This is a genomic window from Moraxella tetraodonis (assembly GCF_022359095.1).
Lineage (GTDB): Bacteria > Pseudomonadota > Gammaproteobacteria > Pseudomonadales > Moraxellaceae > Faucicola > Faucicola tetraodonis.
Genome location: NZ_JACSYB010000001.1, coordinates 1,978,812 through 1,996,012, shown reverse-complemented (window position 1 = coordinate 1,996,012; position 17,201 = coordinate 1,978,812). Strand labels below are relative to the sequence as shown.

Below are 17,201 nucleotides of genomic sequence, written 5' to 3'. Positions count from 1 at the left end.
TTTTTTTGTTTATAGTGATAACTCCTCAATTAACCTTTGGAAATATGATGCAGCTGAGTTTTGATATGCTAGTGATGTTAACGTTGGTCGCGGGGATTGCAGGATTTTTAGATGCCATGGCAGGGGGTGGCGGCTTATTGACCATTCCTGCTCTGTTAATGGCAAATGTTCCTACGCTTTATACCTTGGGCACCAATAAGCTGCAAGCGACGGCAGGTTCGCTTTCTGCTTCTATTACCATGATACGCAAAGGCAAAATTCACCCCAAGCAAATTTGGCGTTCGCTTATCGCCTGTTTTGTGGGCGCTGTGCTAGGCGCCATGGCTGTGCAGCTTTCTCCGCCAGTGCTATTAGCCAAAGGCATTCCTTTTTTAATCGCACTTATTGGTATTTATTATCTGTTTGCACCCACTATCGGTGAGGTCAAATCTGCACCACGAATCAGCAAAAATAAATGGCAATATGGGATGTCACCCTTAATTGGTTTTTATGATGGCTATTTGGGCCCTGGTACAGGGATGTTTTTTGCGCTAGGCGGTATCACCATGCGGGGCTTGGATATGATTACCGCGACTGCCAATGCCAAATTACTCAACTTTACCAGCAATGCCGCATCATTGATGTTCTTTGTGTTGGGTGGAAAAGTGCTTTGGTCAGTGGGAGTTGCTATGATGGTGGGGCAGTTTATTGGTGCTTCATTGGGTGCAAGGATGGCAGTCAAAGGCGGTACCAAGTTTATTCGACCGGTCATTGTGGTGATGTGTTTTGCGATGCTAATTAAATATGTGTTTTTTTCTTAATAATTTTTATTTATGATAGCGGTAAAATTATTCATACTTAGACTATAGAACATATGACAACTGAAATGATTTTAAGTATTTTTCTTGGGATTGGCTTGGCGGCAAGTAGCGGGTTTCGTGTGTTTGTACCGCTGTTTGCGCTCAGTTGTGCCGCATATTTTCATATTATTCCCCTTAATGATAGCTGGCAGTGGGTGGCTTCTACGCCTGCGTTAATTATTTTGGGTGTAGCCAGTATTGCAGAGTCGATCAGTTATTTAATCCCGTTGGTTGATCATCTGTTAGATACGGTTGCTGTACCGCTCGCAGGGATTGCAGGAACATTGGTCATGGCTTCGACATTGACCGATATGAGTCCTGCCATGACTTGGGCGCTAGCGATCATTGCTGGCGGCGGCGCTGCGGCTACGATAAAAGGTACAGCTGCCACCACGCGCGTGGCTTCAACTGCGACGACGGGCGGTTTGGCAAATCCCGCTGTTTCAGTGGCAGAAACCGGGACAGCGATAGGGCTGTCGGCTTTGTCGATTTTTTCACCCATTTTTGCAATGATTGCGTTAATCATTGGTTTATTGATGATGATTTGGGTGGTAATAATGGTTAAAAACCGCGTCAAACGCTAAGGCATCTTGCCTGTTTCTTGTAAAGAAAGCGTGCCATCTTGACCCACGATAATATGGTCAATCAAAGTCATATCGACAAGCTGACACGCTTTTGCCAAACTGCGGGTAATTTCTAGATCTGCTTGTGACGCTGTGGCAGAGGTGCTTGGGTGATTGTGGGCGATAATAAGCTGACTTGCCCCGTATTTTAACGCACAGCGCAACACTTCCCGTACACACACCGAGCACGATGAAATACCACCTGTGAACAACACCTCATACTGGATTAAGGTGAGCTGATTGGTCAAAAACAGCACCGCAAACACCTCGCGATTGAGCGGTCGCAGCTGCGTAGTCAGATAGTCTTTGACCAATTGGCTGGCGTTAAGGGTAGGGGCTTGTTTGACTTGGCTGGCAAGGTAGCGTTTGCCCATCTCAAGGCTTGCCAAAATCTGCGCGTATTTTGCCATGCCGATACCATGACATGCCATGACTGCTTCACTCGGCGCAGCTAGTAACTGAGCTAGACTACCAAATTTTTCAATCAAGCCACGAGCCAGTTCGATAGCGGATTGGTCTTTGGTGCCTGTGCGTAAGAATATTGCCAAAATCTCGCTATCGGATAGACTCTCAGCGCCTTTTTGCAGTAGCTTTTCTCTGGGGCGCTCGTCTTGGTGCCAGTCTTTGATTGCCATAGGCATTTCCTAATAAATGATGATTAATCATACCTAAAATGGCAGAAAATTGTTACTATAGGCGAAATTTTTTAGTGCTTTTATCTTATGAAAAATATCCTTCTTGGTATCACAGGCGGTATTGCTGCCTATAAATCTGCCTCGTTTGCCCGACTATTGATTAAAAGTGGCTATGACGTCCGTGTTATTATGACGGCAAGCGCGCAAGCCTTTATCACACCGTTAACGCTGCAGGCCTTAACGGGTAACCCAGTGCATATCGACTTATTGGATGAGAGCGCTGAGCTGGGAATGGGGCATATTGAACTGGCAAAATGGGCAGATTTACTGATTATCGCGCCTGCTACCGCGAATACGATTGCTAAACTAGCCATGGGAATAGCGGATGATTTACTCACTACCGTTTGTCTTGCCACCACGGCACCGATTTTGGTGGCACCTGCTATGAATCAGCAAATGTGGCAACATCCATCGGTCAAACTTAATTTGCAGACGTTAACCGATTATGATTATGAAATCATCCAACCAGCCAGCGGTGAGCAAGCCTGTGGTGATATCGGTGAGGGAAGATTGCCAGAGCCAGAGCAGTTGCTTGAATACGTGCAATATTTCATTGCAAGACAAATCACCCCCCAAGTATTGGTGGGTAAAAATGTGACAATCACCGCAGGTCCGACGATTGAAGCCATAGACCCTGTGCGCTATCTATCCAATCATTCCACGGGCAAAATGGGTTTTGCGCTGGCAAAAGCGTGCCGTAATGCAGGCGCGAGGGTGACCTTGATCGTTGGGGGTAAAGTACCGCTGCCAACGCCACTACTGGTCAATCGTATCGATGTGTTATCGGCTGAAGAAATGCTAATGACCGCTCGCCAATGCGCCAGTGACGATATATGTGAATGCCATGACCATCACGACCATGACCACCCTCATCATGACCATGATCATCACCACCATCATGACCATGATGAATTCGGCAATGATATTGAAGTCGAACCTAGCTGCACAGCGACCGATATTTTTATTGCCACGGCTGCGGTTGCTGATTACCGCACGCGTGATGTCGTGCCGCAAAAGATTAAAAAAACGCAAGATCAGATGGCACTGGATTTGGTGAAAAATCCTGATATTTTGGCGACCATTGCCGAAGAATTCCCTGAGGTTTTTGTGGTAGGATTTGCGGCAGAAACCCAAGATATCGAAAAATATGCTCGTGGCAAACTCGAAGCGAAAAATCTCGATATGATTGCTTGTAACGATGTGTCACGCAACGATATTGGTTTTGGCAGTGATGACAATGCCATGACGGTGTTTTTTAGGGATAAAGCAGCAGGGGTGACACTAGAAAAAGCCAGTAAAGATAAAATCGCGGAACAATTGGTTGCTTTAATTGGGGAAAATTTGCATTAACCACCCAAAAAAGCTGCGTGATTGCACCCAACTTTTTTGCATTAACTAAAGTGTGTCTTAGGTTGTTTTAGCTTTTAGCCGCTAATTAGTTTGGTGTTAATGATTAGTGATAGTTGCGATTTTAGCGATGGTTAATATATTTCATCACTTGACGGGGTAGCGCTGATGAAAAGTATCAGCGTTTATTCTACTATCCGTTGTAGTCGTAAAGCTCTGTCATATAAGGCATTTTTTTTCGTCCCTGTGATATCGCTCGCGAGCTGTGCGGCTTTTTTCACTGACAAATCTTGCAATAGTCGTTTTAGCAATTCATCGTGCTGATTATCATGATTCTGTAATTCACTTGCCCCAGCGACCACCAGTACCATTTCCCCTTTTTGCTGATTGGCATCGCTTGCAACAAACTGCTTTAGTTCACCAAGCGTTGATGGATAAATGGTTTCAAACGTTTTGGTTATCTCACGGCAAAACGTCACTTGTCGATTGTCGCCAAGCACCGTAATCATGTCATCAATACACTCAACAATACGATGCGGCGCTTCATAAAAAATCAGCGTGGCGGTTACATCCTTGATTTTGGCAAGTTCGCTTTGGCGTCCTGCGGTTTTGGCAGGCAAAAAGCCATAAAAATAAAACTTGTCTGAAGGTAATCCTGCGACCGATAAGGCGGCTATGGCAGCACTGGCGCCGACAACCGGCGAGACTTTGATACCGGCTTGGTGACAGGCGCGCACCAGTCGAAAACCAGGGTCGCTAATGAGTGGGGTACCGGCATCACTGATAAGCGCGATACTTTGCCCTGACTGTAATATCTCAATCAGTTTAGGGGTCTGTACTTCGGCATTGTGGTCGTGATAAGCCCAAGTTTTGGTAGGGATGTTAAAGTGATTGAGCAGTTTGCCCGAGGTGCGGGTGTCCTCACAGGCGATGATAGCCACACTTTTTAGGCAGTCGATGGCGTGGGCGGTGATATCGGATAAATTACCAATTGGGGTGGCGACGATGTACAGTGTGCCATTTTGTTGCATGATTTTCTCAAATTTTGCTAAATATTGGTGATATTATAAGGTTTTCTGCGGAAAAAAGGATTTGTGATGAAAACAATTTGCTTTGCTATTTTAAGTGTAAGTTTAATTTCAACCGCAAAGGCTTGTTTACCTTTATCCCCGGCTGATGTGTTGGTCGGAAGAATTGCCAGTATCGAAAAAGGCGGTGAATTGCAACGTGAAAGCCAAGCAAAGCAAGGTTTTGGCTTAAAATTCACTGATTATCACTGGGCATTTCGTACGTGGCGACAACGGCTTATTTTGCCATCGGCGCAGCGTTTTGAAGGTGTTTTTGCCATTAGCTCACTAAAACCCAACGATATCGTTGTGGCATTAGCCAGTAATTATGATGGGGGTAAACCGCATAATTATCGCATTGATAGTGTGGCAAAGCTGACTTGTCAAAACAACAAGCTGATTTTAAAAAAACCGTTGGTAATACCGGTCAGTTGGAATCGACAACAGAAACGATGTGGGATTGGTCAAAATTACTCAGGGATTTTGGATGGCTTTATCGATAATAATCAAGCGTATTATTTGGCAAAATTACAGCAAAAATACCTAACTTGTGCCGCTTTAGAAAAAGCCTTTGCAACAGTAAAATAACGCAGCAATGAAACTCACCGCCCCAAAACAGCGCCAAGGCGACTATTATGAAACCCTCGCTAAAGGCTACCTTGAAGCGCAAGGTTTAACGTTTTTTGCCAAAAACTGGCACTACAAAAACTTGGGCGAGCTTGATTTGGTGATGCTTGAGCCGACGCAAAAAATCCCTTGCTTAGTCATTGTCGAAGTGCGTCAACGAAAAGCCAGCCAATTTGGCACAAGTTTAGACAGTATCACCCCCGCCAAACAACGTAAAATCATTAAAACTACCGCAGCTTTTTTACAAGCGCATCCACAATTTGATAACTTTGATATTCGCTTTGATGTGGTAAGTTATGAAGGCGTTCAAGTTGCAGGGCAGGCTGTTATGCCCATGCCTACATGGATTAAGGACGCTTTTAGCGTAAATTAAGCATTTTGTATAACGTATAAACTTAGCAAAAATTATGCTATGCTACGCAGCAAAATAGTATAATTTTACCCCTCTTTTATTAGGTATTTCCCATGAACGCACAAGATTTAATTACTTTACTACAACCCCATTTTCCGAGTGGCAAAATCGAAGCCGCCAATCAAGGCAACAAATTTGATGTGCGCGTGGTGGATGACAGCTTTGAGGGTAAACGTGCTGTCGCACGTCAACAAGCCGTGTTGGGGTTGGTCTCGGATAAATTTGCGTCAGGTGAAATCCATGCACTCAATATCCAAGCGTTGACCTATGCCCAGTGGCATGAGATGCAAGCCAAACAAGCTGCGCAATAAGCCATTTTTAGGAGAAACACATGGATAAATTTTTAATCACGGGTGGCACTCAAGTCAAAGGGGAAGTGGTCATCTCTGGCGCAAAAAATGCGGCATTGCCCTTGCTTGCGGCAATGATTTTGGCAGAAACCCCAGTCACCCTGCACAATGTACCGACACTCAAAGACGTCAATACCTTGGTCAAATTGATTGCGGGCACGGGTATTACCATTGAAAAGAACGGCGATACGGTGACCTGCGATACCAGTACCATCAATAGCTACTATGCCCCGTATGAGCTAGTCAAAACCATGCGTGCATCGATTTTGGTATTGGGACCGCTGCTTGCGCGCTTTGGGCAGGCTGAAGTGTCGCTGCCCGGTGGCTGCGCAATTGGCTCACGCCCTGTCGACCAACATCTAAAAGCCTTGGAAGCGATGGGAGCGACCATTACCGTTGAAAATGGCTATGTCAAAGCCAAAGCACCCGCTAGCGGTCGGCTAAAAGGTTGTCATTTTACCTTTGATGTGGTCACGGTTGGCGGTACTGAAAACACCATCATGGCAGCGGCATTGGCAGAAGGAACCACGCACTTAGAAAACTGTGCGCGTGAACCAGAAGTGGTTGATCTGGCTAATATGCTTGTCAAAATGGGCGCAAAAATTGAAGGCATTGGCACCGCTTATATGACCATTGAAGGCGTTGACAAATTAAATGGCTGTGAGTACTCAGTCGTACCAGACCGTATCGAAACCGGCTCATATCTTGCGCTTGCCATGATGACAGGCGGGGAAGTGACTGCCAAAAAAACCGAAGCAAGCTTGATGCAATCGGTGCTTAAAAAATTTGAAGAAATGGGCGCCCAAGTCACTGTTGGCAGCGACTGGATTAATGTCAAAATGGCAGGTCGTCCAAAAGCGGTTGATATCCGCACATTACCACACCCGGCGTTTCCAACTGATATGCAAGCGCAGCTCATGACAGTTTGCTGTATTGCAGAAGGCACCAGTACCATTATTGAAAATATTTTTGAAAATCGTTACATGCATGTGCCTGAGCTGCAACGTATGGGGGCAAATATCAAAGTCGATGGCCATACTGCCGTTGTTCAAGGCGTCGATAAGCTCAATGCCGCGCCTGTCATTGCAACCGATTTACGCGCCTCTATGTCACTGGTAATGGCAGCGGTGGCAGCCCAAGGCGAGACCTGTATCGAGCGCATTTACCACATTGACCGTGGTTATGAGTATGTGGAAGATAAACTGCGCGGCTTGGGCATCACCATTGAGCGGGTAAAAGGCGAATAACAGGTATAAGACAATGACACAAGCAAATGATGCCAATTATAACGGTCTTACCTTAGCGTTATCCAAAGGGCGAATCTTAAAAGATACCTTACCCCTACTAAAAAAGGCAGGTATCGAACTACTTGAAGACCCAGAAGAATCACGTAAACTTATTTTTCCGACCACGCATGCTGACGTGCGAATCTTGATTTTACGCGCCAGTGACGTGCCAACCTATGTGGAGCATGGGGCGGCAGATTTTGGTGTAGCGGGTAAAGACGTGCTGATGGAGCATGGCTCAAGCAATTTATATGAATTGCTCGACCTACAAATTGCCAAATGCCGTTTGATGACGGCAGGTAAAGTGGGGCTACAATTACCCAGTCGTCGTCTTCGAATTGCTACCAAATATGTCAATGTGACGCGCGCGTTTTTTGCCAGTCGTGGTGAACAAGTGGATGTGATTAAACTCTATGGTTCCATGGAACTTGCGCCATTGGTGGGCTTGGGTGATTTGATTGTGGATGTGGTCGATACCGGTAATACCTTAAGAGCCAATGGTCTAGAGCCGCGCCAAGAGATTTGCCAAGTCTCTTCGCGTTTGATTGTCAATCAAGTCAGTTATAAACGCAAATTTGCCCTGCTTGAGCCAATCATTGAAAGTTTCAAGCAAAGCATCGCTGATAACACCCAGTAACGGTTCAAAAATCACCATGATGCAGCATCTTTTTGTGTATGGCACGCTAGCGCCCAATCGCGACAACCACAGTATCATGACACCCATCAACAACGGCAGTTGGCAGCCCGCGACTATTCGTGGGCAGTTGATGCCAGATGGCGGTTGGGGCTCGGCGCTCGGTTTTCCTGCAGTCATCCCAGATGAACAAGGCGACATGGTAGCGGGATGGGTGTTTTCGTCGGATGATTTGGTCAATCATTGGGCGCGGCTAGATGAGTTTGAAGGTGAAGCCTATCAGCGCATCGAAGTAACCGCCACGCTTGATAATGGTGCAAAAATCCAAACCTTTGTGTATGCACTCGACAATCTACAGCATTATTGAAGCTGGCTATGCCGATTAAAACATGGAAGATGAAAACATTGAAAATTAAAACATTGAAGATTAAAAAAAGACGTTATTAAGACGTCTTTTTTAACTGGGCGAAAACTAAAAGCGGTGACGGGTTGGCTCAGTTTAGCTGATTTTGATGCGTCGATTTTGATGCGCGAATTTTGATGGGTTGACGAAGCTGTGCAGGCTAAAAAGCCGCTTTCATCCATGAAAAATTTGTTATGCTATGGGTTAGTCATTTTTTATTCTTAGGGGAATACCATGCGATTGTTAAATAGCCAACAAGCCAGTTTTGAGCAGGAATTGACAGAGCTGCTTGCTTTTGAAACGGTAAATGATCCAGCGCTACTGGCTACGGTCGATGATATTATCGCGCAAGTGCGTCAGGGTGGGGATAAGGTGGTGTTAAAGTTGACCCAACAATTTGACAACCATCCTGCCAAAACCTTTGCTGAGCTAGAGATTTCACAAGAAAAGCTCAAACAAGCATTTGATGGGTTAAATCCTACAATCAAGCAAGCGCTTGAACTGGCGGCACAGCGCGTCACATCTTTTCACGAGCGCCAACGGCAAGAAAGCTGGACGTATCAAGATGCGCTAGGTAATACGCTTGGACAACAAGTTACGCCACTCGATAAAGTGGGTATTTATGTGCCAGGTGGGCTGGCAAGTTATCCATCTAGCGTCTTGATGAATGCGTTACCCGCCAAAGTGGCAGGGGTCGGACAAATTATCATGGTGGTGCCTGCCCCGCATGGTGAACTAAATCCCTTGGTATTGGCGGCCGCTTATTTGGCGGGTGTGGATAAAGTCTTTACCATTGGGGGCGCGCAAGCGGTGGCAGCGTTGGCTTATGGTACTAACACCATCCCACAAGTCGATAAAATCACAGGACCTGGCAACAAATACGTGGCAGCCGCCAAACGCGCCGTGTTTGGGCAAGTGGGCATTGACATGATTGCAGGCCCCTCGGAAGTACTGGTATATGCCGAAGGTGTGGCAAATGATAAAGCCGACTGGTTAGCCATGGATTTATTGTCGCAAGCTGAGCATGATACTGTCGCGCAAGCGATTTTTGTCACCCCATCTGAGCCGTTACTTAAAAAAGTTGCGCAGGAAATCGAAAAAGCCTTAGTAGATTTGCCAAAAGCTGACATCGCTAAAGCAGCGATTGCCAACCGTGGCGCGCTGATTTTGGTGAAAGACCGCGCAGAGGGTATTGAGGTGATTAACCGCATTGCGCCTGAGCATTTGGAATTATCGGTAGATGACCCAGAGGCAATGCTCAAAGATGTCCGTCATGCGGGTGCTATCTTTATGGGGCGCTATACCCCTGAAGCGATTGGCGATTATTGCGCTGGCCCTAATCACGTGTTGCCAACGTCAGGTACCGCACGCTTTAGTTCACCGCTTGGCGTGTATGATTTTCAAAAGAAATCTTCGATTATTTATTGTAGCGAGCAAGGTAGCCAAATGCTGGCAAAAACCGCCGATATATTGGCGGTGGAAGAAAATTTGGATGCCCACGCACGTTCAGCCCGCTACCGGGTAAAATAGGCTCAAACGCGCCTGTGGTAATTCAACAGCTTATGGCAATTCAACAGGGCATTTAACTCCTTTAACTCATTTTAACGGGGAAGTTAACGCTGCTTTGTCAATACATCTAGGCGTAGCCGTTCTTCAGGCGTAAACATCGTCTGCTGTAACGCCACAATTTGTTGCTGTGCTTGCGGCACATTACCCAATTTGCTCAGTATTTGGTTAGACTGTGTCTGATAAGTTGCCACACGCTGCGCAAATTGCGCTTCGGACTGGTCAAGCTGCTCAAGCCGTTTGACCGCTTCAGGCGAGACGTATTGACTACGCAAGGCATTGATTTGGCTTTGCGTTGCCCCTTGCTGCTGCATTTGCTGCGTTTGCGCCAATAACTTGTCAATATTGCGCTGCTCGGTTAGCTTTGTCTGTAGATTTGGGTCTTTAACACTGGCGATATAGGCAGTTTGTGCCTTATCAATGATGGCTTGGCGCTGGTCATTGCTCAGTTGCGCGTTTTGGTTGGCTTCGACGACCGTCATGTTGTAGTCATTGAGGGCTTGTTCATCGCCAAAAAAGGCTTCACGGGTTTTGGCGTCAAAATAGCGGGCTTGCAGCTGTTGTACTGCGCGTAGTTGGTTCTTAATCGCAGATAAATCTAATGCGCTGACGTTGGGATTGGACTGTGCTTTAGGCTTATCTAGCTGGCTGACCGCAGTCAAATAGGTGAGATAATTTTGAAAAATGTTAACCGCTTGGCTTGCGGCAGGCTCAGGCGTATGTTCACGAATATAGGCAATCACCCGTTGTTCAATCTGGGTTAACGGCTCTTCCCCTTGTGCGGACAAAAAATAATCAAACAGTCGGCGCAAACCCGCGGTCACCACCAATTGCTTATTTTCATCGATGATAATTTCGCCATCGACTTGGGTGCCTTGTAGCGATTTGGGCAGCGATGTGGGCAAGGGGGCAGTGTTCGCGGTGACGGAGGATGCGTTGGCGAGCGTTACGGTTTGATGGGACGGCAATCCACCAGATGGCATCGTACTAGCGGCATCATGCTGCAAAGGATTGGCTGTTTTGACAGCGTCCTTAGGTTTTAACCACAGGATGCAGGCTATCAATAATGCGATGATGCTACTGGCTAATACGATTATTAGCCAGTTTATCGTTCGTTGGTTTGTGTCAGGGTTGTTTGAAGGAACCATAGGCATAAGCTTACAACGATTGACGTTTTAAGCGATTGACTTGGTTGCGATAGACAGTCAATGGATTGGTTTCTAGCAAACTGACAATGCCAAATACCTGATTGACTGAATCCATATGATTCATTTTATAGTTATCACGAATCACTGCACCCAGACGACTTGAACAGGGTGAGACAAGACCATCATTGGCTTCGCCATTGAATGACAAACCCGTTAACCCCAACACCGTATCAGAGGGATCGACAAGCATGGTCATAGTTTGGTCGCCACTAAATGAGTAATAACGTACATTATTGACCACCGTGTCTTTTGGGTATCCACAATAACTGGTCGGCATGGCTGCAGGGAATTTTTGGTTAAATTTGGCCGCATAATTGGTGGTGAGTGCATTGACGGCTGCCCAGCCATCTTGCTGCTGCAGTTGATTGAGTGGCACGCCAGATCCGATATCCATCGCACCGCCCACCAATTCAAAAAACTTGATTGCCATTAAAGAGGCGGTATTAAATTCGCCAGCGGGTAAGCCATCAGCCGCACTGCCTTCAGTCACCATCTTGACTGTCCAATCCGCCATTTTTGAGCCTTGCTCAGGGCTGGAAATCGCTGTCACAGACGAGACTAGCGATGGCGCCACACCCGCGACATAGCGAATATCAATCCCACCTTGGCTATGACCGATTAAGTTAACCTTTGGGCTGCCGGTGATGGCAATGATGGTTTTGACTTGTTGGAGTAGCTGCTCACCGCGCACTTCGGTGTCATTGACACTTGATGTCTTGGTCACATACACACTTGCGCCATTTTTGGTGAGATCTTGAGGGATGCCATTAAAATAATCGACCAAACCAAACATTTTGCTCCAGCCACCAAGCCCGTGAGCAAGTACGATAGGGTATTTGGTTTTTGCATAATCTGAGGTGGCGGTGAGGGTAGTGACTGCGACACAGCCAGTGGCATTGGCACAGTTGTAATAGCTTGAGGCATAAGAAGATGCAGAAAATGCGATGGAAGAAAAAAGCAATCCTTTGGCGGCACGGCGCATAAAGCGATGATTTGACATATACTGATCCTTGTAAAGTCATAATGAAGTTTCGCTGTCCTATGGATTAATTTAACCTAAATCAACAATTTGTGAATCAAATAAAATGACTTATCAGTATATTTTTTGGCAAAGTCAGTTGATGCAGTAGCTATGTAGGGTTTGGGTAAGGTTAAATATCAAGTGATGTATTGGCACAATTGGCGTGCCATCTACAAAAGCAGACACAAATTGTCATTGATTTTTTGCTATGATTTGCTAAGGTAACGGCTGATTTTTCGTTTTTGCTGTTTGTTGATTTTTTGACCCTCATAACAAGAGAATAACTGACCCACTATGTTAGAACTACTATCTGACCCGTCAGCGTGGCTAAGCCTTGCGACGCTTGTCATTCTTGAGATTGTTTTAGGTATTGATAATCTTGTCTTTATTGCCATCTTAGCCAATAAACTCCCGCCGCATCAGCGCGCTAAAGCCCGAAATTTAGGTCTAGGTCTAGCATTACTCATGCGATTGGTGCTCTTATCCATGATTTCATGGCTCATTACCTTAACCGATCCTGTGCTCACCTTGGGAAGTTTTGATTTATCGGTTCGCGATATTATTTTATTGGTAGGCGGGGTGTTCTTGCTGTTTAAGGCAACGACAGAGCTGCATGAGCGGCTAGAAGGAAAACCTGAACATACCAACCAAAGCAAAGTGCAAGCTGGGTTTATGGCGGTTGTTGCACAGATTGTGATTTTAGATGCGGTGTTCTCGTTTGACGCGGTGATTACTGCCGTAGGTATGGCAAAACACCTTGAAATTATGATGGCGGCAGTGATCATTGCCATGATATTGATGGTGGCTGCTTCCAAAGCCTTGACGGAGTTTGTCGGTCGTCACCCGACCGTGGTGATTTTATGCTTAAGTTTCCTACTGATGATTGGCTTTAGCTTGATTGTCGAAGGACTGGGCTTTCATATGCCAAAAGGTTACTTGTACGCGGCGATTGCGTTCTCAATTTTGATTGAAGCGTTTAACCAAGTAGCCAAACGCAATAAAACCAAATATGAAAATCAAATTCCGATTCGTGACCGTACCGCGGATGCGATTTTACGTTTAATGGGTGGTAAAACCGAAGAAGCGGTTACCCCAGAGAATAATTCAGAGCATTTTGATTTTGATAGTATGCCCTTTGCGCAAGAAGAGCGTTATATGATTAGTGGCGTATTAGCGCTCAATGAGCGCGATGTACATACCATCATGACGCCGCGCAATGATATCTCTTGGGTCAATATCAACGGTAGCCGCGAAGAAATGCGCGCGCAATTGCTTGATACGCCGCATAGTTTGTTCCCTGTGTGCCGAGATACCATTGATAAAGTGCTTGGGGTAGTACGCGCCAAAGACTTTTTGGATTTGCTCGATAACAATGTCGCAGATATTGAAACCGCCATTAAACCCTTACTTAACAAGCAGCAGCCTGTGTTTGTGTCAGAGAGCATTGACAATCTAAAACTGCTCAATATGCTCAAAAAAGCCAAAGGTAATTTGGCAATGGTGATTGATGAATACGGTCAAGTCGCAGGATTAGTGACACCGCTTGATGTGCTAGAGGCGATTGCAGGTGAGTTCCCTGATGAAGATGAAACCTTAGAAATTATCCCTTATGACGATTATTGGATTGTGAATGGCACAGCAAGTTTGCACCAACTACGTTTGGAGCTTGACGATCCGGATTTGCTACTCGATGCCGATCAGTTCACCATTGGCGGGTATTTGATTTCGCAGTTGACCGATGTCCCAGAAGTCAATCAAACCATTGATATCGGTGCCTATAAGTTTACCATTCTGGAAACTTCAACATCGCGCATTTTGAAATTAAAAGTTGAACGTGAAGCCCCGATGGTGGCAACGGTTTAAATCACTGATTGGGTATAAAAAAAGGGGCAATTAACCCCTTTTTTTTATGACTTTTTTAGGGATATAACAATTAAGGAATTTGCTTAATCGTCAAGGTGATAGTAGGCAGATTGCTCATTGACGTGGCAGCAGATTGACTGGACACAGGCGTGGATGATAGCGCAGTCAAGGTAATATCCATATTGGCAAAACGCTGTGTTTGACGCAAGTCACCGCGCAAATCCCCAATCGATAGGTTGAGGGTTTGTGGGCGAGAGGTGGTTGTCATAGCCGTAACCGCTACTGTAGCATTGCCTGCCCAAATACACTGTACGCCTGTGGCACAGCGGCTATCATTGAGCACTTTATCAAAAGTCAGATTTAGCTGGTGTTCTTTAACAAAGATGTTTTGACCCAGCGCAAGCGTGACCGTGCGAGTGGCATTGGCGGGCTGGTTGACTGTTGAAGGCGTTGGTTTGGCGGGCAAGGTGGGCGCAGTCATACAGGCGGTCAATAGGCTCGTAGTGAGTAAGGCGATGCTTGTGGTTTGAATGATTTTTTTCATCGGTGATTTCCTTTTTTTTCTTAACGGTTAATTTTATTTCTGATTTTTAGTTTTTAGTTTTTAGTTTTGATTTTTAGTGTTATTTTTTAGCGGCAAAAAAACGCTGTAGTCCCGCCAATACCAAGTCTTGCCGAATTTCCACGCTGGCTGATAGGTGCGGCTCAAAAGTATGGGCATCACCGCCTGTCATGGTGATTTCAAATTGAGGGTAGCGATGAATTGTTTCATTAATGGCCCCGACAATAGATAACATAATACCATGATGCACTGCGTCTTGGGTATTGGTGCCTGAATCTATACTATCAAAAGTGCCATCAATAATACTAATCTGGCGCGTTCCTGAGAATAGCGACTCGCGCTGCAAATAGATACTGGGAAAAATATAGCCCCCCAAGTGATGACCCTGATCGACCAAATCAATGGTAACGGCAGTGCCGCAGCCAATCACGCATTGTTTTTTGCTAGGCTCGATGATACCGAGCATTTGTAGCCAGCGGTCAACGCCAAGTTGGGCAGGGTTATAATCGCTCGACATCAGCGCATGCTTGGCATGGACTTGGGCAAATTCAAACGGTTTTTGCAATCGCTCTAGGCTTTCTGCGACGTGATTATTGACGGCTTGTCCAAGCACGGATGATACCCCGATAAAGTCAGGATTGAGTCGTTCAAGCCGAAAGGTCAACCCCTTGAGCAATTCGGCAGGGGCTTGCAAATGCTGCTCAGCCGCATGATCCAGCACTTGACCGCTATCGTCCGTGAGCCAATATTTTAAGCGGGTATTACCCAAGTCTAGCCAAAGTTTTGTCATAAGTGAGAACCTTTGAATGGGATGCTTTATTTGTGTTTATTTATTTACAATGATGAAACGGCTGAATCCAAAACTTGAATGGTGCCTGTCCAAATCGTTTGTGTGCTGCCATCTGCTTGCTCAATCAGTAGACAGCCTTGCGCATCGATACCTGTTGCAATGCCTGTTATTGATTGCTCAGATAAGGCGTTATGAATTTGCAAATGCTTGTTTTTTAATACGTCTTTTTGGGCAAAATCATGGATAAATTGTTGACTTGCTTCAGTCGCTTGCAGCTGATTAAATTGCCCAATCGCATTAGCTATGGCATCGGTAATGGGCTGATAAAATTCACGGGGCTGTAAGCGCTGCGCTGTCAAATCTTGCAGGCTTATCGCTTGGTAGTTTAAGCCTTCTTGGGTTTGCTCGGTCAGCACAGGGGCATGGGCAATATTGACCCCCACACCGATGACGACCCCTAGCATGTGACCTGCGACATTGACAGGCTCTATCAAAATACCCGAGAGTTTTTGAAATTGGTCAGGTAGGTTGTCTTGTGGTTGATAAAAACCCACATCGTTCACCCATTTGACGCCAATGGTGGGCAAATGCTTTGCCAGTCTTGTTTGGTTGATGTGTTCTATGATAGGGATTTGACTGAGCTGATAACCCACGCACAGTGACAAGCGACCATCTAATCGATAAGATAAGCAAAGATTTTGCTGCCAAGCATAGGCTTGTGTCGGCACATACAGCGATAAATAAACATTGCCTAGCGGTGATTGCCATGTTCTGCCATGTTGACCACGTCCGCCTGATTGGGTATCGGCAGTCAACAAATGGGGTCGGCTAAAATGCGGTCGGTTATGGTCGGTGGGCGACTGCGCTTGATAGCTTAGCACCATCCACTCAATCAGCTGGCTGTTGGTTGAGTGGGTGCTGGCTAAATGGGTATGGCAAAGCGAATCAATTCTCATGGGGATGGTTACATAGGGTTGGGTTCATAAGCTTAGGCACAATGTTACAAACGACAAAAAGATAAGTTTGCTATACTAACGCTATTTTTAATCAAAGGAAATGCAAAAAATGATGTATCTGTGGTTTTTGCTGGCGGGGGCATTTGCTGGCACTTGTGCGGGTCTGTTTGGTGTCGGTGGCGGATTGATTATCGTACCTGTGCTGATGGCGATTTTTAAAGCGTATGGCTATCCAAGCGATGTCATTACCCATTTGGCGGTAGGGACATCGCTTGCCACGATTGTGGTGACATCGATAAGCTCCATGCAATCGCACAATAAGCGCGGTGGCGTGCGCTGGGATGTATGGCGCAACATGTCAATTGGCTTGGTGGTTGGTAGTTTTGTTGGTGCTTATATCGCAGATTTATTGCATGGTAAGGTCTTGGCGTTTTTGATTGCTGGCATGGCGCTATTTATGGGGCTAAAAATGCTTTTGGCTAAAAAATCGGAAGTTGTCGCGACCACTCACTTGCCATCTGCGCCTGTGCAAACAGGGGTCGGGGGCTTGATTGGCGCAGCATCGGCGATTTTTGGTATTGGCGGTGGCAGTTTTACCGTGCCGTTTTTGAGCCGGTTTGGTTTAACCATGCAACAAGCGGTGGGTACGTCTGCAGCCTGTGGCTTACCGATTGCCATTGCAGGGGCGCTCGGGTTTATGTTCTTTGGTAAAGATGTACAAGGATTGCCCGCTGAGGCGATTGGCTTTGTACACATCACCGCGTTTTTGTGTATTTCAGTGATGAGTTATCTATTTGCCAAAGTGGGGGCAAAATTGGCGCACCAATTGCCTGCTAATACCTTAAAGCGCATGTTTGGTGGTCTGCTGCTGATTGTGGGAGCAAAAATGATGCTGGGCGCGCTAGGGATTAATTTATGGTAAAAATAAACAATGGGTTTTATGTTATGTCAT

Annotated in this window: 19 protein-coding genes; 12 read left to right on the top strand and 7 right to left on the bottom strand. The window is 46.0% G+C overall.

All coding sequences use genetic code 11. The features are described 5' to 3' along the window. Nucleotides 1-47 precede the first annotated feature (47 nt). Both H9W84_RS08755 and H9W84_RS08750 read left to right on the top strand, forming a co-directional pair. Nucleotides 48-800 carry a TSUP family transporter gene (locus H9W84_RS08755; RefSeq protein WP_201666358.1) on the top strand — a complete coding sequence of 251 codons (753 nt, stop codon included), beginning with the start codon at nucleotides 48-50 and terminating at the stop codon, nucleotides 798-800. Nucleotides 801-853: 53 nt separating this feature from the next. Further along, on the top strand, nucleotides 854-1,423 hold the full coding sequence (locus tag H9W84_RS08750) for a DUF4126 domain-containing protein (RefSeq protein WP_050324676.1): 570 nt from the start codon (nucleotides 854-856) through the stop codon (nucleotides 1,421-1,423). On the opposite strand, the gene radC is transcribed toward H9W84_RS08750, so the two are convergent. Beyond that, nucleotides 1,420-2,097 (bottom strand): RadC family protein, encoded by a 678-nt coding sequence (gene radC / locus H9W84_RS08745; RefSeq protein WP_007115573.1) that lies wholly within the window; start codon nucleotides 2,095-2,097, stop codon nucleotides 1,420-1,422. The two genes, H9W84_RS08750 and radC, sit on opposite strands and share 4 nt — an antisense overlap. 87 nt (nucleotides 2,098-2,184) lie before the next feature. Here radC and coaBC point away from each other — a divergent pair, with 87 nt between their 5' ends. Next, complete coding sequence (coaBC, locus tag H9W84_RS08740; protein ID WP_239743079.1) at nucleotides 2,185-3,507, top strand: bifunctional phosphopantothenoylcysteine decarboxylase/phosphopantothenate--cysteine ligase CoaBC; 1,323 nt, start codon at nucleotides 2,185-2,187, stop codon at nucleotides 3,505-3,507. Between the two features lie 182 nt (nucleotides 3,508-3,689). On the opposite strand, the gene rsmI is transcribed toward coaBC, so the two are convergent. Further along, complete coding sequence (gene rsmI, locus H9W84_RS08735) at nucleotides 3,690-4,535, bottom strand: 16S rRNA (cytidine(1402)-2'-O)-methyltransferase (protein WP_239743077.1); 846 nt, start codon at nucleotides 4,533-4,535, stop codon at nucleotides 3,690-3,692. Between the two features lie 66 nt (nucleotides 4,536-4,601). Here rsmI and H9W84_RS08730 point away from each other — a divergent pair, with 66 nt between their 5' ends. The 7 genes from H9W84_RS08730 (at nucleotide 4,602) to hisD (ending at nucleotide 9,813) form a co-directional block, all read left to right on the top strand. Further along, entirely contained in the window at nucleotides 4,602-5,159 is a 558-nt protein-coding gene (locus tag H9W84_RS08730) for a hypothetical protein (RefSeq protein ID WP_239743076.1), read from the top strand. 7 nt (nucleotides 5,160-5,166) lie between these two features. After that, nucleotides 5,167-5,571: a YraN family protein gene (locus H9W84_RS08725; RefSeq protein ID WP_239743075.1), complete on the top strand. Its 405-nt coding sequence runs from the start codon at nucleotides 5,167-5,169 to the stop codon at nucleotides 5,569-5,571. 92 nt (nucleotides 5,572-5,663) lie between these two features. Continuing rightward, nucleotides 5,664-5,921: a BolA/IbaG family iron-sulfur metabolism protein gene (locus tag H9W84_RS08720; RefSeq protein WP_036594190.1), complete on the top strand. Its 258-nt coding sequence runs from the start codon at nucleotides 5,664-5,666 to the stop codon at nucleotides 5,919-5,921. 20 nt (nucleotides 5,922-5,941) lie between these two features. After that, nucleotides 5,942-7,207 (top strand): UDP-N-acetylglucosamine 1-carboxyvinyltransferase, encoded by a 1,266-nt coding sequence (gene murA / locus H9W84_RS08715; RefSeq protein WP_239743073.1) that lies wholly within the window; start codon nucleotides 5,942-5,944, stop codon nucleotides 7,205-7,207. Between the two features lie 13 nt (nucleotides 7,208-7,220). After that, nucleotides 7,221-7,883, top strand: coding sequence for an ATP phosphoribosyltransferase (gene hisG, locus H9W84_RS08710; protein ID WP_007115580.1), 663 nt, complete (start codon nucleotides 7,221-7,223; stop codon nucleotides 7,881-7,883). Nucleotides 7,884-7,899: 16 nt separating this feature from the next. Beyond that, nucleotides 7,900-8,247 (top strand): gamma-glutamylcyclotransferase family protein, encoded by a 348-nt coding sequence (locus H9W84_RS08705; protein WP_338106463.1) that lies wholly within the window; start codon nucleotides 7,900-7,902, stop codon nucleotides 8,245-8,247. 270 nt (nucleotides 8,248-8,517) lie between these two features. Then, nucleotides 8,518-9,813 carry a histidinol dehydrogenase gene (gene hisD / locus H9W84_RS08700; RefSeq protein WP_239743071.1) on the top strand — a complete coding sequence of 432 codons (1,296 nt, stop codon included), beginning with the start codon at nucleotides 8,518-8,520 and terminating at the stop codon, nucleotides 9,811-9,813. A gap of 83 nt (nucleotides 9,814-9,896) precedes the next feature. Here hisD and H9W84_RS08695 read toward each other — a convergent pair whose 3' ends face one another. Both H9W84_RS08695 and H9W84_RS08690 read right to left on the bottom strand, forming a co-directional pair. Further along, nucleotides 9,897-10,997 (bottom strand): lipase secretion chaperone, encoded by a 1,101-nt coding sequence (locus H9W84_RS08695; protein ID WP_239743070.1) that lies wholly within the window; start codon nucleotides 10,995-10,997, stop codon nucleotides 9,897-9,899. Between the two features lie 10 nt (nucleotides 10,998-11,007). Next, entirely contained in the window at nucleotides 11,008-12,057 is a 1,050-nt protein-coding gene (locus tag H9W84_RS08690; protein WP_239743068.1) for an esterase/lipase family protein, read from the bottom strand. A 315-nt stretch (nucleotides 12,058-12,372) separates the two neighbouring features. Here H9W84_RS08690 and H9W84_RS08685 point away from each other — a divergent pair, with 315 nt between their 5' ends. Further along, on the top strand, nucleotides 12,373-13,941 hold the full coding sequence (locus tag H9W84_RS08685; protein WP_239743066.1) for a TerC family protein: 1,569 nt from the start codon (nucleotides 12,373-12,375) through the stop codon (nucleotides 13,939-13,941). A 70-nt stretch (nucleotides 13,942-14,011) separates the two neighbouring features. On the opposite strand, the gene H9W84_RS08680 is transcribed toward H9W84_RS08685, so the two are convergent. From H9W84_RS08680 to H9W84_RS08670, 3 genes are all read right to left on the bottom strand, one after another. Next, a complete protein-coding gene (locus tag H9W84_RS08680) occupies nucleotides 14,012-14,485 on the bottom strand; it encodes a hypothetical protein (RefSeq protein WP_239743064.1) in 474 nt (157 codons plus the stop codon). A 79-nt stretch (nucleotides 14,486-14,564) separates the two neighbouring features. After that, the gene (locus H9W84_RS08675; RefSeq protein WP_219299085.1) at nucleotides 14,565-15,293 is read right to left on the bottom strand and encodes a pantothenate kinase; all 729 of its coding nucleotides are present in this window, start codon (nucleotides 15,291-15,293) and stop codon (nucleotides 14,565-14,567) included. Between the two features lie 44 nt (nucleotides 15,294-15,337). Further along, nucleotides 15,338-16,249 (bottom strand): biotin--[acetyl-CoA-carboxylase] ligase, encoded by a 912-nt coding sequence (locus H9W84_RS08670; RefSeq protein WP_239743062.1) that lies wholly within the window; start codon nucleotides 16,247-16,249, stop codon nucleotides 15,338-15,340. 109 nt (nucleotides 16,250-16,358) lie between these two features. Here H9W84_RS08670 and H9W84_RS08665 point away from each other — a divergent pair, with 109 nt between their 5' ends. Next, the gene (locus H9W84_RS08665) at nucleotides 16,359-17,171 is read left to right on the top strand and encodes a sulfite exporter TauE/SafE family protein (RefSeq protein WP_007115592.1); all 813 of its coding nucleotides are present in this window, start codon (nucleotides 16,359-16,361) and stop codon (nucleotides 17,169-17,171) included. The last annotated feature ends 30 nt before the right edge of the window (nucleotides 17,172-17,201 follow it).

What these genes read in the sequence shown, in the direction of transcription:
- H9W84_RS08755 (WP_201666358.1), top strand. Translation starts at nt 48, where the DNA reads ATGCAGCTGAGTTTTGATATGCTAGTGATGTTAACGTTGGTCGCGGGG.
- H9W84_RS08750 (WP_050324676.1), top strand. Translation starts at nt 854, where the DNA reads ATGACAACTGAAATGATTTTAAGTATTTTTCTTGGGATTGGCTTGGCG.
- radC (WP_007115573.1), bottom strand. Translation starts at nt 2,097, where the DNA reads ATGGCAATCAAAGACTGGCACCAAGACGAGCGCCCCAGAGAAAAGCTA.
- coaBC (WP_239743079.1), top strand. Translation starts at nt 2,185, where the DNA reads ATGAAAAATATCCTTCTTGGTATCACAGGCGGTATTGCTGCCTATAAA.
- rsmI (WP_239743077.1), bottom strand. Translation starts at nt 4,535, where the DNA reads ATGCAACAAAATGGCACACTGTACATCGTCGCCACCCCAATTGGTAAT.
- H9W84_RS08730 (WP_239743076.1), top strand. Translation starts at nt 4,602, where the DNA reads ATGAAAACAATTTGCTTTGCTATTTTAAGTGTAAGTTTAATTTCAACC.
- H9W84_RS08725 (WP_239743075.1), top strand. Translation starts at nt 5,167, where the DNA reads ATGAAACTCACCGCCCCAAAACAGCGCCAAGGCGACTATTATGAAACC.
- H9W84_RS08720 (WP_036594190.1), top strand. Translation starts at nt 5,664, where the DNA reads ATGAACGCACAAGATTTAATTACTTTACTACAACCCCATTTTCCGAGT.
- murA (WP_239743073.1), top strand. Translation starts at nt 5,942, where the DNA reads ATGGATAAATTTTTAATCACGGGTGGCACTCAAGTCAAAGGGGAAGTG.
- hisG (WP_007115580.1), top strand. Translation starts at nt 7,221, where the DNA reads ATGACACAAGCAAATGATGCCAATTATAACGGTCTTACCTTAGCGTTA.
- H9W84_RS08705 (WP_338106463.1), top strand. Translation starts at nt 7,900, where the DNA reads ATGATGCAGCATCTTTTTGTGTATGGCACGCTAGCGCCCAATCGCGAC.
- hisD (WP_239743071.1), top strand. Translation starts at nt 8,518, where the DNA reads ATGCGATTGTTAAATAGCCAACAAGCCAGTTTTGAGCAGGAATTGACA.
- H9W84_RS08695 (WP_239743070.1), bottom strand. Translation starts at nt 10,997, where the DNA reads ATGGTTCCTTCAAACAACCCTGACACAAACCAACGAACGATAAACTGG.
- H9W84_RS08690 (WP_239743068.1), bottom strand. Translation starts at nt 12,057, where the DNA reads ATGTCAAATCATCGCTTTATGCGCCGTGCCGCCAAAGGATTGCTTTTT.
- H9W84_RS08685 (WP_239743066.1), top strand. Translation starts at nt 12,373, where the DNA reads ATGTTAGAACTACTATCTGACCCGTCAGCGTGGCTAAGCCTTGCGACG.
- H9W84_RS08680 (WP_239743064.1), bottom strand. Translation starts at nt 14,485, where the DNA reads ATGAAAAAAATCATTCAAACCACAAGCATCGCCTTACTCACTACGAGC.
- H9W84_RS08675 (WP_219299085.1), bottom strand. Translation starts at nt 15,293, where the DNA reads ATGACAAAACTTTGGCTAGACTTGGGTAATACCCGCTTAAAATATTGG.
- H9W84_RS08670 (WP_239743062.1), bottom strand. Translation starts at nt 16,249, where the DNA reads ATGAGAATTGATTCGCTTTGCCATACCCATTTAGCCAGCACCCACTCA.
- H9W84_RS08665 (WP_007115592.1), top strand. Translation starts at nt 16,359, where the DNA reads ATGATGTATCTGTGGTTTTTGCTGGCGGGGGCATTTGCTGGCACTTGT.